Raw genomic sequence first — 13,948 nt, 5'->3', positions numbered from 1 at the left:
AATGCATAAGGTAAAAAGAACACATATTATTGTAAATTTACTTGTTGGACTTTTGTTTGTAATTGGATCATTAATGCTTAAAAACTTAGTATTTTTTGTAATAAGTTTTTTTGGATGCGTACTACTCTTTAGAGATGGATATAGACAATACTTTATGTCTTACGGAGTAGATGAAAAAAGTGTTAAAGTCTATTATAAAGACAAAGTTTATAAAGAAATAACTTGGAAAAATATAGAATTGGTTAGTAGAACTAGAAAAAATAAGAAGTGGATTGTTGTAGGTAGTTTTGATGATCTTATCACTTTAAAGAATTCAATCGAAGATTTAGATGTGTTAAAAATAGAAATAGTAAAAGAAGCAAAAAAAAGAAAGAAAATTTTTATTCATGAAACTTTAATAGATTAAAAAATAAAAATACCGAAGGGTATTTTTTTTATATGTTATTTACAAAAATTACCTCAAATGATAATATAGAGTGTGAAAGTTAGTTTATAACAAAAAAAGTATAGGGGGGTGGGTTTATTTATTCGAAAGTGATTTCTGGAGTGCTAAATTTTGTGGAAGTTCAAAAGATATATATAGAAACTTATATTGGCAAAGGAATTCCAAATTTTAAAATTGTTGGACTTCCGGATAAAATAGTTAATGAATCAAGAGAAAGGATAATTAGCGCGTGTAGAATGTTGAAAATTCAATTTCCTTATAAAAAAATTGTGGTAAATTTAGTACCTGCAGATTTAAGGAAAGATGGATCTCATTTAGATTTGCCGATTTTTGTGAGTATTTTGCTTTCAGAATCATTTTCAGGCTTGTATAGTAGCTTACTCGATACAGCATTTATAGGTGAAATAAATCTAAATGGTTCTGTTGTAAATGTTAAAGGAATTCTTCCGTTAATAATAAAATTAAAAGAAGAAGGTATAAATAAATTTGTAATTCCTTTATTAAATATGGAAGAAGCAAATTTGATAGAAAATGTTTTACTTTTAGGAATTTCGAGTATATTAGAAATTGATTTTACCAAAGAATTAATTTTTGAGAAAAGTGTAGGAATGAATAATAAAAATATTGTTAAATGTATGTACGATTATGATTTTAAGGATGTATTATCTCAAGAAGCTCTTAAAAGAGTTGTTCAAATTGCAGCATGTGGAAGACATAATATACTTCTTCTAGGAGAACCGGGAATTGGGAAAACAATGGTAGCAAAAAGGGTTGTAACGATACTTCCTAAAATGAATTATGATGAAATTATTTCTAATGCTAAGATTTTTAGTTTGTTAGATTCGAAATTTTCTTTAGAAACCATTGCTAAAAGACCTGTTAGAATGCCGCATTCAAGTGTGACGAAATTATCGATGATTGGAGGTGGGAAAAAAATAGTGCCAGGTGAGATAACACTAGCAAATAATGGGATATTACTTTTAGATGAAATTTTAGAATATAAAAAAGAAGTTTTAGAATCTTTAAGGATTCCAATAGAAGATAAGTGTATTTCCTTATCAAGACTGGCCAGTAAAATAACTTTTTTATCTGATTTTCTATTAGTGGCAACCTCAAATCCTTGTCCTTGTGGCCATCTTGGTTCTGATAATGAATGTACATGTTCTGAAAGAGAAATTAAAAAATATAAAAGTAAACTTTCAGGTCCAATGCTTGATAGGATAGATATTCAATATATGATTTATAAGAGTTCTAGAGAAAGTTTTAATAATAAAAACTACTCTAAAAGCTCAAATGAACTATATAGTGAAATAAGTAAGGCTTTACTTATTCAGCAAAATAGATTTTCTAGAAAAAAATATAATGGAAATATGACTTCGAAAGAGGTCGAAGAGTATTGTGTTTTAAATGAAAATGCAAAGATAATGTTTGATAAGTATATAAAATTTGCTAAGTGTAGTTTTAGAAGTATTAATAAAATATTAAAAATTTCGCGAACGATTGCGGATATAGACGGTGAAGAGTTGATTAATGAATTGCATATTTCTGAAGCAATTAGTCTTAGAAATTTTGATGGTGTAGGAGGATAGAGTGGAAAGTAAATATATAGATTTATTACTTTTTCTAGTAAAAGGTATAGGACCATGTAAATCTAAAAAATTAATAATGCAATACGGGTATGATTTTTTAGCAAATTGTACGTTTGACGAATTTATGACTATAACAAATAATAAAAAAATAGCAAGGGAATATATCAATTTACGATCAGTTAACCTTTTAAAAAACAAGTATAAAGACCTTTTGAAAGGTGGTAGTAAAATATTAACTTATTCATCAAAAAAATATCCTAAAAAATTAAAAGAAATTGATGATCCGCCAATGTTGCTTTTTTATAGGGGAAATGAAGAATTGTTAAATAGTGATAAGATTCAAAATAAAACAGTGGCAATAGTAGGGACAAGAAATCCTTCGTATGAAGGGGAAAAAACAGCTTATAATATTTCTAAATTGCTTTCAGAAAATGGCTATACAATTATTAGTGGATTTGCTTATGGTATAGATACTTTTGCTCATAAAGCTGCAATAGATGGTTTAGGAGATACTATTGCAGTTCTTGGATGTGGCTTAGATATATGCTATCCGTCAGAAAATAAAAAAATTTATAAGATTATTAGAGAAGAAAATCTATTTATATCTGAATATCCAGATGAAACAAAACCTTATAGTTATAATTTCCCAAAAAGAAATAGAATAATAAGCGCTCTTTCTGAATCTGTGATAGTTATTGAAGCAGGGATTAAAAGTGGAACTATTATTACAGTGAATCATGCACTTAATCAAGGAAAAGATGTTTATGCGGTTCCGGGAAGCATATATAGTATGAGAAGTAAAGGTACAAATTTCCTTATTAAAGAAGGTGCGATTCCAATCGTATCTATTGATGATATGATTGAGTACTTTGATATTAAAATAAATCAGAGGAGTAATATTGATTTAACTGACCTACAAGAAAGAATATTTTGTTATATTAAAAGCAATCCTAAAATACACATTAGCAATTTACCTATTGACTTAAATATTTCTAGTGGTATAATTACAAAAGAAATATTGGAGTTACAATTAATAGGCAAAATTGATAAATTATCAGGAAATAGATATATATCAAAATAAAAATACTGCTACTTCGATGGTAAGTAGCAGTATTTTTTTGCATTACTTTAAATTGAATATTTTTTTGAAACATTTTGAATTTTCTGTTATAATACAAAATGTTTGTAATATTTATTATATTACTTATAATTGTAAGATAAATTTTAAATAGTAATGTATACATCAAGTGATGATAAATGTATAAATTGGAGGGTGCTAATGGGAAAGTACTTAGTTATAGTTGAATCTCCTGCAAAAGCAAAAACTATTGAGAAGTTTTTAGGTAAGAATTATACCGTCAAAGCTTCAGTGGGACATGTAAGAGATTTGCCTAAGAGTAAAATGGGTATCGATATCGAAAATGATTTTGAACCTAATTATATTACTATTAGAGGAAAAGGACCAGTTGTAAAGGAACTTAGAAAAGCTGCGAAAAAAGCAGAAAAAATATTTCTTGCAACTGACCCCGATAGAGAAGGTGAAGCGATTGCGTGGCATCTTTCTTTTATGTTAGGTATTGATATAAAAGAAAAATGTAGAGTGGAGTTTCACGAAATAACAAAAGATGCTATTAGAGCAGCTATAAAAAAACCAAAAGAAATAAATATGAAGTTGGTTGATGCTCAGCAAGCAAGAAGAATTTTAGATAGATTAGTTGGATATAGTATTAGTCCAATACTTTGGAATAAAGTTAAAAAAGGACTTAGTGCTGGTAGAGTTCAGTCAGTTGCTACTAAATTGATTGTTGATAGAGAAGAGTCAATCAAGGCATTTAATAGTGAAGAATACTGGAGTGTTCATGCGAGTTTATTAAACAAACTTAGTGAATTGTCTGTTTACGATTTAGCACTAAAAAATAATAAAAAAATAGAAATTAAATCAATAGAAGAAGCTGAAAATATAAAAAAAGATATTAGCGAAAATGATTTTATTGTAGAAAGCGTTGAGAAAAAAGTTAAAAAGAGATCTCCCTATGCATGCTTTACTACTTCTAGTCTTCAGCAAGAAGCGGCGAATAGGTATGGATTCTCAACTAAGAAGACGATGATTATAGCTCAGCAGTTATATGAAGGAATTAATATCAAAAAAAATGGTACAATTGGTTTAATTACTTATATGAGGACTGATTCTACGAGAATATCTAATGAAGCAAAAGAAGAACTTAGCTCATTTATAGTCGAAAATTTAAGTGAAGATTACTTGAAAAAATCTGTTAAAAAAACTACGAAGAAAAAAACTACTCAAGATGCTCATGAGGCTATAAGGCCAACAAGCGTACTACGTATCCCTCTTGAAATAGAGGGTTCTCTAAGTAAAGATCAATATAAACTTTATAAATTGATATGGGAAAGATTTGTTGCAAGTCAAATGGCTGATGCATTATATGATTCGATAAGTGTTAAAGTTAAAAACGGCGAATATTTATTTAAATCTTCAGGTTCAAAATTAAAATTTGACGGATTTCTAAAAATTTATTCTTATAGTGCTACAAAAGATAAAGAAATTGCTGAAGTTCAAGTTAATGAAAAATTAAAATCTAAAAATATAGACTTAGACCAGCATTTTACTCAGCCACCTGCAAGATATACTGAGGCGAGTTTGGTGAAATACATGGAAGAAAACGGAATTGGTAGACCAAGTACTTACGCACCTACGATTGGTACAATTATTGGTAGAGGTTATATAGAACGAGAAAAAAAATCATTAAAACCTACAGAGCTTGCATACATCATCAATGAAATAATTGTAAATTATTTTACAAGTATTGTTTCGGTTGATTTTACAGCAAGTCTTGAAAACAATCTAGATAATGTTGAAAATGATGAATTAGAGTGGAAAAGCATTATAAGAGATTTCTATAGTCCTTTTAAAGAAATGCTAGAGCATGCTGATAAAGAACTTGATAAAATAGATTTAACTGAAGAAACAGATATTGTTTGTGAAAAATGTGGTGCATTTATGAATATCAAACATGGAAGATATGGTAAATTCTTAGCATGTTCGAATTATCCTGAGTGCTCAAATACAAAAGCTATTTTAAAAGAAATTGGAGTACATTGTCCTAAATGTGAGTCGGGTCAAGTTGTTGAAAGAAAAACAAGAAAGTATAAAACTTTTTATGGATGTAGTACTTTTCCTGATTGTAATTTTGTTTCATGGAATAGACCTATTGGACGCTTATGTCCAATTTGTTCAGATGTATTGGTTGAGAGAAAAACGAAAAAAATACATCGAATTGAATGTGCAAATAAAGAATGTAAATATATAGAAGAAATTAATAATGATGAAAAACAGGAGGCTTAAATGAGTAATTTACTTTTAGAAAAAACGAGGAAACTTAACAATATTATTCAACTTTCAGGAAAAAGAACAATTGCATTTTCAGACCTAACTAATATTTTAAAAGATGTATTAGATGCTAATATTTACGTTGCTAGTAAGCGTGGTAAAATTTTAGGAATTAGTTTAGTGGATAATAGTGATAGTCCGCTTATTTTTGATGAAACTACAGGTACAGAACATTTTTCTGAAAATGATAATAAAGAACTTTTAAAAGTGGAATCAACTATTTTTAATGTAACAGAAGAGAAACTAGTGGATATTTTTAAAAATGACAAAACTAGTTATTCGAAATTCGCTACAATCGTTCCTATTATAGGAAGAGGTGAGAGGATTGGAACATTAATTGTAGCTAGAGGTAGTAAATATTCAGATGACGATCTAATACTTGCGGAATATGCTGCAACAGTTGTTGGTATGGAAATAATAAGAGCGAAAAATGAAGCCGATGAAGAGGAAGCTAGAAAAAAAGCGATTGTTCAGATGGCTATAGGAACTCTTTCATATTCTGAATTTGAAGCAATTGAACATATATTTAAAGAGCTAGATGGAGATGAAGGTTTATTAGTTGCAAGTAAAATTGCTGATAGAGTTGGTATAACGAGAAGTGTTATTGTAAATGCACTTAGGAAATTTGAAAGTGCAGGAGTTATAGAATCAAGATCTCTTGGTATGAAAGGTACTTATATTAAGGTTTTAAACAAGAAACTGTTTGCGGAATTAGAAAAATTAAATAAGTAATATTATTGCTCTCAATAGGCGCAAATTTATGATATAATGTATATATCCTTTATTTATTAAAATAAGTAAAGGGTATATATTTTTTTTGTATTTATTTATTAAATATAAAAATATACTCATAATTGTCGATAACATAATTATGGAGGCTGATAATATGATAAAAACATCTTTTAATAATATTGATTTTTTAAAAAAAGCAATGGATGGTTCTTGGAAAAAAAACCAAGCGATTTCAAACAATATTGCAAATGTTAATACCCCTGGATATAAAAGAGAGACTGTTGATTTTGAAAGCGTATTAAGAGATCAAATGAAAATTAATAATGGGGTAAGTATGAAAACTACAAATAATGCTCATATTAATACCTACAATTCATTTGAGCCTACTATTGAAAAGGACAGAAATACAAGTTTTAGAAAAGATAATAATAACGTTGATATAGATACAGAAATGTCTGCATATAGTAAAAATATAATGCAATATGATTTTTTAACAAGACAAATTTCGGATCAGCTTAGAAGAATTAAGATTGCAATAAAAGAGGGGAGGTAGTTTAGATGGGATTTTTTAATAGTATTAATATTAGCACTTCTGCTTTGACTGCTGAAAGACTTAGGATGGATTTGATTTCAAAAAATATTGCAAATGCAAATACTACGAGAACAGCTAGTGGCGGACCATACAGAAGACAAATTCCAGTATTTAGAGAATTAGAAGGAAACTCTTTTAGTGATATACTTAAAAAAGCAAGTGGTCAAAGTGGATCTGGAAAGGGTGTAGAAGTAGAGGCAATTAGAGAAGATATGTCGCCTTTTAAAAGAGAATATAATCCTACTCACCCTGATGCAGATAAAGATGGATATGTCTTACTACCTAATGTTGAAACGGTAACAGAAATGATAAATTTAATTTCTGCTACAAGAGCATATGATGCTAATATTACTGTTATAAATGGAACAAAAGGGATGGCAATGAAGGCACTTGAGATTGGAAAATAGAGGTGATTAGATGAGTTTAATTAATGGACTTGATAATGCAAATATTAATAATATAAGTAAAGTCAACGCAAACCTTTCGCCTAAAAATACTACTAATGTCACAACAAATAATTTTAGCAATTATTTGTTAAATGCATTAGATAAAGTGAATGAATCTGAAATAGATTCTAATAAAATGGATCAACTTCTTGCAGTTGGCGATGTTGAAAATTTACATGAAGTAATGATTGCATCTCAAAAGGCGGAAGTAACTTTAGATTTTGCAGTAGAAGTAAGAAATAAAATTATGGATGCTTATAAAGAGATAATGAGGATACAATTTTAATTATAAATTAGATTTCTTAATTTAATATCATATATTAAATTAAGAAATTGTTTTGTTGATTGACATATAAAAAAAGAGAGGTTACATATATGGGAGAGTTTTTAAATAGAATAAGAACTCAAATGAATGATTTTTTTTCAACAATGGATAAAAAAAGAAGATACTTAATAATTGGTGGTGCTATAGTATTTGTTTTGATATTCGCAGCGGTTATAATTCTACTTACACGAGTTAATTATGTTACTCTTGCTCAAAATGTTACTGTTTCTGAAGCGTCTTCTATTACAGCGGCGCTAGACAAAGATGGAATAAAATGGAAAGACCAAAACACTACAACAATTTTAGTTGATAAAAATCAATTAAGCAAGGCGAAAATGTCCTTATCTGTACAAGGTGTATTAAATCAAAAAGATTTTACTTGGACAGATGCATTTGCTAGTAACTCTTTAACAATGACTTCAGAAGAAAAAGATAAAATGTTTTTAATTGCTAAAGCATCAGCTCTTGAGCAAGCAATTGAATTTTTAGATGGTATTGATGAAGCTGTAGTTCAGTTATTTATACCAAGTGATTCTGCCTATTTATTAACAGATGATTCTGAGTCTAAGGCGAGTGTTATTTTAAAAGTGAAAAATGGATCTACTCTAAGCCAGCCACAAGTTGATGGTATTGTAATGATCCTAGTTAATTCAGTTAAGGGACTTAAAAAAAATAATGTATCAATAATTGACAATACAGGAGTTGAATTAAACAAATCTGGTGTATATGATGATGGGTATGTTGCCTCTAGTCAATTTGATTTAACAAAATCAGTTGAGACTCGTCTTCAAGACAGAATAACAGAATTTCTTTCAAGTTTATATGGCAAAAATAACGTTAAAGTTATGGCTACTGTAACTTTGGATTTTGATTCAAAGGATACGTCGACAAAAGTATTTTCTCCTCCAATTGAGGGGGAAACAAATGGTATGGTTAGAAGTATGTCTCAGATAACGGAAGATGTAAAAAATGGAGATACAGGTGCTGGAGCGCCAGGAACAGATACTAATACAACCACAACAAATTATGCTGCTAGTGATACAGGAACTTCTGGTTATAATAAAGCTTCAAAAACACTTAATTATGAACTTAATGAAATCAGTACTCAAATTTCTAAAGCTAAAGGACAAATTAAAGAAATAAGTATAGGCGTAGTAGTTAATACTGATGCTTTAGTTGATAATAAACTAACAGATGCTCATAAAAATGAATTAAAAAGTTTGGTTTCAGCTGTTTCGGGATTTGATGCAAAAGTTGTTGAAGTCCAAGCTAGAAAATTTGCAGATCCCAATGCTGGATATGATCTTGTTTCAAGTATGGCTACGACTACAAACGGTGTTCCAATCTGGCTATTTGGAGTAATTGTAGCATCCTTATTAATTGGTGGTTTAGTTATATTTGTTCTTTTAAGAAGAAAGGGAAAAGAGAAAGAAGAACAACTTCAAAAAGAAATGGAAGAGCAAATTCAAGAATTGGAAGAAATACCATCAGAATATGAAGACAAGTCAAGTCCAAAGTATCAAATAGAGAAATTTATTGATTCGAGTCCAGAAGCTGTTGCACAACTTCTTAGAGCTTGGATTAACGAAGAGTAGGAGAGTAGAATTTTATGGCGAAAAAAGGTGGATTAAATGGTAAGGAAAAAGCTGCAATTTTATTGATAGGGCTTGGTCCTGATAAGTCAGCGCAGATTTTTTCTCAGCTTCCAGATGATGAGATAGAAGAATTAACACTTGAAATTGCAAATATGAGAAAAGTTAGCCCAGAAGAAAAAGAAGCTGTAATGGAAGAGTTTTATCAAATTTGTTTAGCTAAAGAATTTATTTCCGAGGGTGGTATAGGATATGCTAAAGAAGTCTTAGAAAAAGCGATGGGATCACAAAAAGCACTTGAAATTATAAATAAATTAACGGCTTCACTTCAAGTTAGACCTTTTGATTTCGTAAGAAAAGCAGATGCATCTCAGCTTCTTAACTTTATACAAAATGAACATCCTCAAACTTTGGCATTAATACTTTCTTATTTATCAGCTAGTCAATCTGCTACAATACTAGCTTCTTTACCTCAGGATAAACAGGCTGATGTAGCGCAGAGAATTGCTACAATGGATTCTACTTCACCAGAGATAATAAAAGAAGTGGAATTAGTACTGGAGAGAAAACTTTCTTCTATGGTTACACAAGATTATGCTTCTACTGGTGGAATTCAATCGATTGTAGATATTTTGAATTCTGTTGATCGAGGAACAGAAAAATTCATTATGGAAACTCTCGAAATTCAAAATGCAGATCTTGCTGAAGAAATTAGAAAGAGAATGTTTGTATTTGAAGATATTATTAATCTTGATAGTGTTTCTATCCAAAGATTTATTAGAGAAATTGATAATAGCGAACTTTCTGTTGCACTTAAAGGCTCTACAGAAGAAGTTAAAGAAATTATTTTTGCTAATATGTCTAAGAGAATGGGAGAAATGCTTAAGGAAGATATGGAGTTTATGGGACCTGTTAGACTTCGTGATGTTGAAGAAGCACAACAAAAAATTGTTAATGTAATTAGAAAACTTGAAGAAGCAGGTGAAATTATAATTGCAAGAGGTGGAGGAGATGAATTAATTGTCTAAAGTATTTAAAGCCTCAAGAGTGGTATTAGATAATAAAAAATATAAATTAGCAGATGATATTATTATTACTAACCAAGAAATTATAAGTTCATTTGATTTGACTTCTACTCAAAAACCTGGTGTTGAAAATGACGATGATATTGTAGAAAAAACAAGAAAAGATACCGAAAACTATATGGATCAACTTGTTCAAGAATCAAAAGAAAAAATCAAAGAAGCTGAAAACGAGTATAATAATATTATTGAAAAAGCTTATGATGATTCTAAAGCAATTCTTGAAAAGTCGAAAATTGAGGGTTTTAATATAGGAAAAGAACAAGGTCTTGAAAAAGCTAGGACTGAAATGATAGAAATCATTTCTGAAATTAACAAAAATAAAGAAACTTCTATAAATAAGTACAATAAAATAATCAGTGATTCGGAAGAAGATATAGTTAACTTAGTTATTAGTATAGTTGATAAAATAATGAATAGAATAATTGATACAGATGATTCGTATTTAATTGAAATTGTAAAAAAAGCTATTGAAAAAACATCATATAAAGGAATAGTTACTTTAAAAGTATTTTCAGATGATTATATAAATGCGCTTACTATTAAAGACAAAATTATTTCTAATTATGAAGATGTCGATGATATTTTGATTAAAGAAGACTCATCGCTTACTAAAGGAAGTTGTATTATTGAAACATCATATGGTAGTGTAGATAGTGGTATTTGGACGCAATTTGAAAAATTAAAACTTGAGTTTTTAGATTTATTAAGGAGTGAATAAATTGAAGATACCCTTTAATAAGTATTTTCATGAATTGAATCAAATGAATTTAATTAAATATAGCGGTCGAGTGAGTAAAATTATTGGATTAACGATTGAATCGAAGGGTCCTATGGTTAAGCTAGGTGAAGTATGTGAAATATATTCTGTAAAAAAAGAATCATATATAAAGGCAGAAGTAGTAGGTTTTAGAGATGAAGTAGTACTTTTAATGCCTTTAGGTGAATTAGGTGGAATTGGTCCGGGAAGCAAAGTAGTTGCTACGGGCCATTATTTACAAGTAGGAGTTGGAAATAATATTTTGGGAAGAGTCTTAGACGGACTAGGCACTCCAATAGATGGAGGCATAAAATTATTATATTCAAAAAAATATCCTGCCTTTAATATTCCGCCGAATCCACTACTTCGAAAAAAAATTAGAGAAGTGCTACCTCTAGGTATAAAAGCAATTGATGGAATGCTTACTTGTGGTAAGGGGCAGAGAATTGGGATTTTTGCTGGCTCCGGCGTTGGAAAGAGTACTCTAATGGGAATGATTGCCAGAAATACTTCTGCTGATGTAAATGTAATAGCCTTAATAGGAGAGAGAGGAAGAGAGGTAAGGGAGTTTATAGAAACCGATTTAGGTGAAGAGGGTCTTAGAAGGTCAGTAGTAATAGTTGCAACATCTGACCAACCTGCTTTAGTAAGAATCAAAGGGGCACTTCTTGCTACGGCAATCTCTGAATATTTTAGAGATCAAGGTAAAGATGTACTTCTTATGATGGATTCACTAACTAGATTTTCAATGGCGCAGCGTGAAGTCGGACTAGCTATTGGAGAACCGCCAGTTAGTAAGGGTTACACACCAAGCGTTTTTGCGGCATTACCTAAATTACTTGAAAGAGCGGGAACGTCTGATGTTGGATCAATAACAGGACTTTATACAGTTCTAGTAGATGGCGACGATTTAAATGAACCAATTTCAGACGCTGTAAGAGGAATACTAGATGGACATATAGTACTATCGAGAAAATTAGCTGATATGGCTCATTACCCTGCGATAGATGTTATGTCAAGTGTAAGTAGAGTTATGCCTTTAATTGCCGGAGAAAATCATATGAGATGCGCTAGATATGTTAAAGAACTTACTTCTAAGTATAACGAGGTAGAAGATTTGATAAATATAGGTGCATATAAAAAAGGAACTGATGAAAAAATTGATTTAGCTATAGATAAAAGAGATGATATTAATAATTTACTTACTCAAAAAGTTGAAGAAAAATTTACTTTTGATGAAGTGGTTAATGAACTATTAGCAATTGAAAATTAATCGGAGGTTTTTTTGAAAAAATTTAAATTTAAATATGAAAATATCTTAAAAATGCGAATTAATGAAGAAAGTAAAATAAAAATATTAATAGCAAATCTTAACATCGAATTAATGAAACTTGAAACTAAAAGAGATAATATTTTAACTAATAGAATAAAGTATTTTAAAGAAATACAGGAACAACTGCAAAACGGATGCCAAGCTAGTGTTCTTTTGGAAATTGAAAGAAATAAAAAATATTATGTAGATTCATTAAAGGATGTAGAATTTAAAATTGAAACTATACTGTTTGAATTAAAAAAAGCAAGAGAAGAATATGTGGAGATTCTTAAAGAAAAAAAAATAATGGAAAAATTAAAAGAAAAAAAAGAAAAATTATTTTTAAAAGAAATTGAAAAAATGGAAAATAAGTTAATTGATGAAATAGTAAACTACAAAAATTCGAAATAGTGGTGATGAAATGACTGAAGAAAACAAGAAAAAAGGTGGATCATTTAAAGTGGTATTAGTTTTATTGTTAGTTTTTTTTATATTACCGGGCGGTGTGATTACTGGAGTATATTTTTTAAACCAGTCATTTAAAACTCAGGCAAATGACATACTTTCAAATGTGCCTGGTCCGGTGGGAAATTACTTTGATAGTTTTCCAACACCCCAAGAAAATACTATGAAAATAAAAAAAATATCAGATTATATGCTTACTATTGAAACTACAAGAGCTATTGATAAACTCCTTGTGCTAAAAAGTGATGATACTGCTGTCTACAATTCAGTTATAAAATCAATGCTTAGAACAAATCCTAATAGAACAGAAATAGTACTAGAAGGAGTTCGTGATAGTACAATGAAAAAAGACGTTATTGCTAATACAATAGATCAAATAAATACAGAAACTTCTGACGAATTAAAGAAGAAAGCTGATTATCTAACATCTATTTCAGTTTCAACTGCAATAGATGAAATGAAGAATATTATAAAAAGTTCTATAAATGGATATAAAGATCTTGCAGCAATTGTAAATGTTATGGATTCTGAAAAAGCTTCAACTCTGTTAAAATTCATGAATAAAGAAGATTTTGACAAAACTTTTGAATACATTCCATTTGAAAAAAATGTTGAAATTAAAAAAGCGATTGCTAATGATAAAAATAGAAGAGAAAATTTAAAAAATATTGCCGATATATATAGTACAGAAGATGTAAATAAATTGATTGATACTATTGGTAATACAAAAACATATACTATAGATGAGCTTTCGGTTTTGTATAATGAACTCGGACCAATTAAGGCTGGAAAAATTCTATCAAAAATAAGTGATGATACTTTTACATTTAATTTAATAAACAGTATAAAAGAAAATCAAGTACTTGAAAATGGAAAAGATACTGTAACTAAAGATATTTTAAAATCATTAAAGATTTACAAGAGTTTTGACGATAATACTAAAGAATTATCAGATGTATATAATCAGATGACAAGCGACAAAGTTGCACTGCTTATTAAAAATATGGTGAGAAATAGTGCTAGGCCAACTGAATATACTCTTGATAATGGAGAAAAAATAGTATTAACGGATGAAGATATTGCATTATCATTATTAAAGAGTTTTTCTAATAAAAAAATTAGCGAGATACTTTCTTTATTAGATAATAATCTTGCTTCTGATTTATCTAGAAAAATGACTTTACCAAATTAAGGAGGTG

General features: G+C 29.3%; 14 protein-coding genes. All 14 read left to right on the top strand.

Going from position 1 to position 13,948, the window contains the following annotated elements; all coding sequences use genetic code 11:
• Window position 1: 1 nt before the first annotated feature.
• The 14 genes from AACH12_RS08700 to AACH12_RS08635 all read left to right on the top strand — a co-directional run bounded on the left by AACH12_RS08700 (window position 2) and on the right by AACH12_RS08635 (window position 13,941).
• Complete coding sequence (locus AACH12_RS08700) at window positions 2-406, top strand: hypothetical protein (RefSeq protein ID WP_338535028.1); 405 nt, start codon at window positions 2-4, stop codon at window positions 404-406.
• Between the two features lie 152 nt (window positions 407-558).
• Entirely contained in the window at window positions 559-2,034 is a 1,476-nt protein-coding gene (locus AACH12_RS08695; protein ID WP_338535027.1) for a YifB family Mg chelatase-like AAA ATPase, read from the top strand.
• 1 nt (window position 2,035) lies between these two features.
• Entirely contained in the window at window positions 2,036-3,115 is a 1,080-nt protein-coding gene (gene dprA / locus AACH12_RS08690) for a DNA-processing protein DprA (RefSeq protein ID WP_338535026.1), read from the top strand.
• 198 nt (window positions 3,116-3,313) lie between these two features.
• Entirely contained in the window at window positions 3,314-5,398 is a 2,085-nt protein-coding gene (gene topA / locus AACH12_RS08685) for a type I DNA topoisomerase (protein WP_338535025.1), read from the top strand.
• Window positions 5,399-6,175 (top strand): GTP-sensing pleiotropic transcriptional regulator CodY, encoded by a 777-nt coding sequence (codY, locus tag AACH12_RS08680; protein ID WP_338535024.1) that lies wholly within the window; start codon window positions 5,399-5,401, stop codon window positions 6,173-6,175.
• Window positions 6,176-6,329: 154 nt separating this feature from the next.
• On the top strand, window positions 6,330-6,728 hold the full coding sequence (flgB, locus tag AACH12_RS08675; RefSeq protein WP_338535023.1) for a flagellar basal body rod protein FlgB: 399 nt from the start codon (window positions 6,330-6,332) through the stop codon (window positions 6,726-6,728).
• Window positions 6,729-6,733: 5 nt separating this feature from the next.
• Window positions 6,734-7,174: a flagellar basal body rod protein FlgC gene (gene flgC / locus AACH12_RS08670; RefSeq protein ID WP_338535022.1), complete on the top strand. Its 441-nt coding sequence runs from the start codon at window positions 6,734-6,736 to the stop codon at window positions 7,172-7,174.
• Between the two features lie 10 nt (window positions 7,175-7,184).
• Entirely contained in the window at window positions 7,185-7,499 is a 315-nt protein-coding gene (fliE, locus tag AACH12_RS08665) for a flagellar hook-basal body complex protein FliE (protein WP_338535021.1), read from the top strand.
• Between the two features lie 89 nt (window positions 7,500-7,588).
• Entirely contained in the window at window positions 7,589-9,133 is a 1,545-nt protein-coding gene (gene fliF / locus AACH12_RS08660) for a flagellar basal-body MS-ring/collar protein FliF (RefSeq protein WP_338535020.1), read from the top strand.
• 14 nt (window positions 9,134-9,147) lie between these two features.
• Complete coding sequence (gene fliG, locus AACH12_RS08655) at window positions 9,148-10,158, top strand: flagellar motor switch protein FliG (RefSeq protein WP_338535019.1); 1,011 nt, start codon at window positions 9,148-9,150, stop codon at window positions 10,156-10,158.
• Window positions 10,151-10,933, top strand: a complete 783-nt coding sequence (locus AACH12_RS08650) for a FliH/SctL family protein (protein WP_338535018.1) — start codon at window positions 10,151-10,153, stop codon at window positions 10,931-10,933. Before fliG ends, AACH12_RS08650 begins: the two co-directional genes overlap by 8 nt.
• Window positions 10,934-10,976: 43 nt before the next feature.
• Window positions 10,977-12,245, top strand: coding sequence for a flagellar protein export ATPase FliI (gene fliI / locus AACH12_RS08645; protein WP_463671017.1), 1,269 nt, complete (start codon window positions 10,977-10,979; stop codon window positions 12,243-12,245).
• A 12-nt stretch (window positions 12,246-12,257) separates the two neighbouring features.
• Window positions 12,258-12,695 carry a flagellar FliJ family protein gene (locus AACH12_RS08640; protein ID WP_338535016.1) on the top strand — a complete coding sequence of 146 codons (438 nt, stop codon included), beginning with the start codon at window positions 12,258-12,260 and terminating at the stop codon, window positions 12,693-12,695.
• Window positions 12,696-12,705: 10 nt separating this feature from the next.
• Complete coding sequence (locus AACH12_RS08635) at window positions 12,706-13,941, top strand: hypothetical protein (protein WP_338535015.1); 1,236 nt, start codon at window positions 12,706-12,708, stop codon at window positions 13,939-13,941.
• Window positions 13,942-13,948 lie beyond the last annotated feature (7 nt).

The sequence above is a fragment of the Helicovermis profundi genome (assembly GCF_033097505.1).
GTDB lineage: Bacteria > Bacillota > Clostridia > Peptostreptococcales > Acidaminobacteraceae > Helicovermis > Helicovermis profundi.
Note: the sequence above shows the minus strand (reverse complement) of the source record. Positions and strands in the feature narration are given on the sequence as shown.

Excerpts from the sequence above, each read along its gene's own strand:
- flgC (WP_338535022.1), top strand. The coding sequence starts at position 6,734 with ATGGGATTTTTTAATAGTATTAATATTAGCACTTCTGCTTTGACTGCT.
- codY (WP_338535024.1), top strand. The coding sequence starts at position 5,399 with ATGAGTAATTTACTTTTAGAAAAAACGAGGAAACTTAACAATATTATT.
- flgB (WP_338535023.1), top strand. The coding sequence starts at position 6,330 with ATGATAAAAACATCTTTTAATAATATTGATTTTTTAAAAAAAGCAATG.
- AACH12_RS08700 (WP_338535028.1), top strand. The coding sequence starts at position 2 with ATGCATAAGGTAAAAAGAACACATATTATTGTAAATTTACTTGTTGGA.
- AACH12_RS08635 (WP_338535015.1), top strand. The coding sequence starts at position 12,706 with ATGACTGAAGAAAACAAGAAAAAAGGTGGATCATTTAAAGTGGTATTA.
- fliI (WP_463671017.1), top strand. The coding sequence starts at position 10,977 with ATGAATTTAATTAAATATAGCGGTCGAGTGAGTAAAATTATTGGATTA.
- fliE (WP_338535021.1), top strand. The coding sequence starts at position 7,185 with ATGAGTTTAATTAATGGACTTGATAATGCAAATATTAATAATATAAGT.
- topA (WP_338535025.1), top strand. The coding sequence starts at position 3,314 with ATGGGAAAGTACTTAGTTATAGTTGAATCTCCTGCAAAAGCAAAAACT.
- fliG (WP_338535019.1), top strand. The coding sequence starts at position 9,148 with ATGGCGAAAAAAGGTGGATTAAATGGTAAGGAAAAAGCTGCAATTTTA.
- fliF (WP_338535020.1), top strand. The coding sequence starts at position 7,589 with ATGGGAGAGTTTTTAAATAGAATAAGAACTCAAATGAATGATTTTTTT.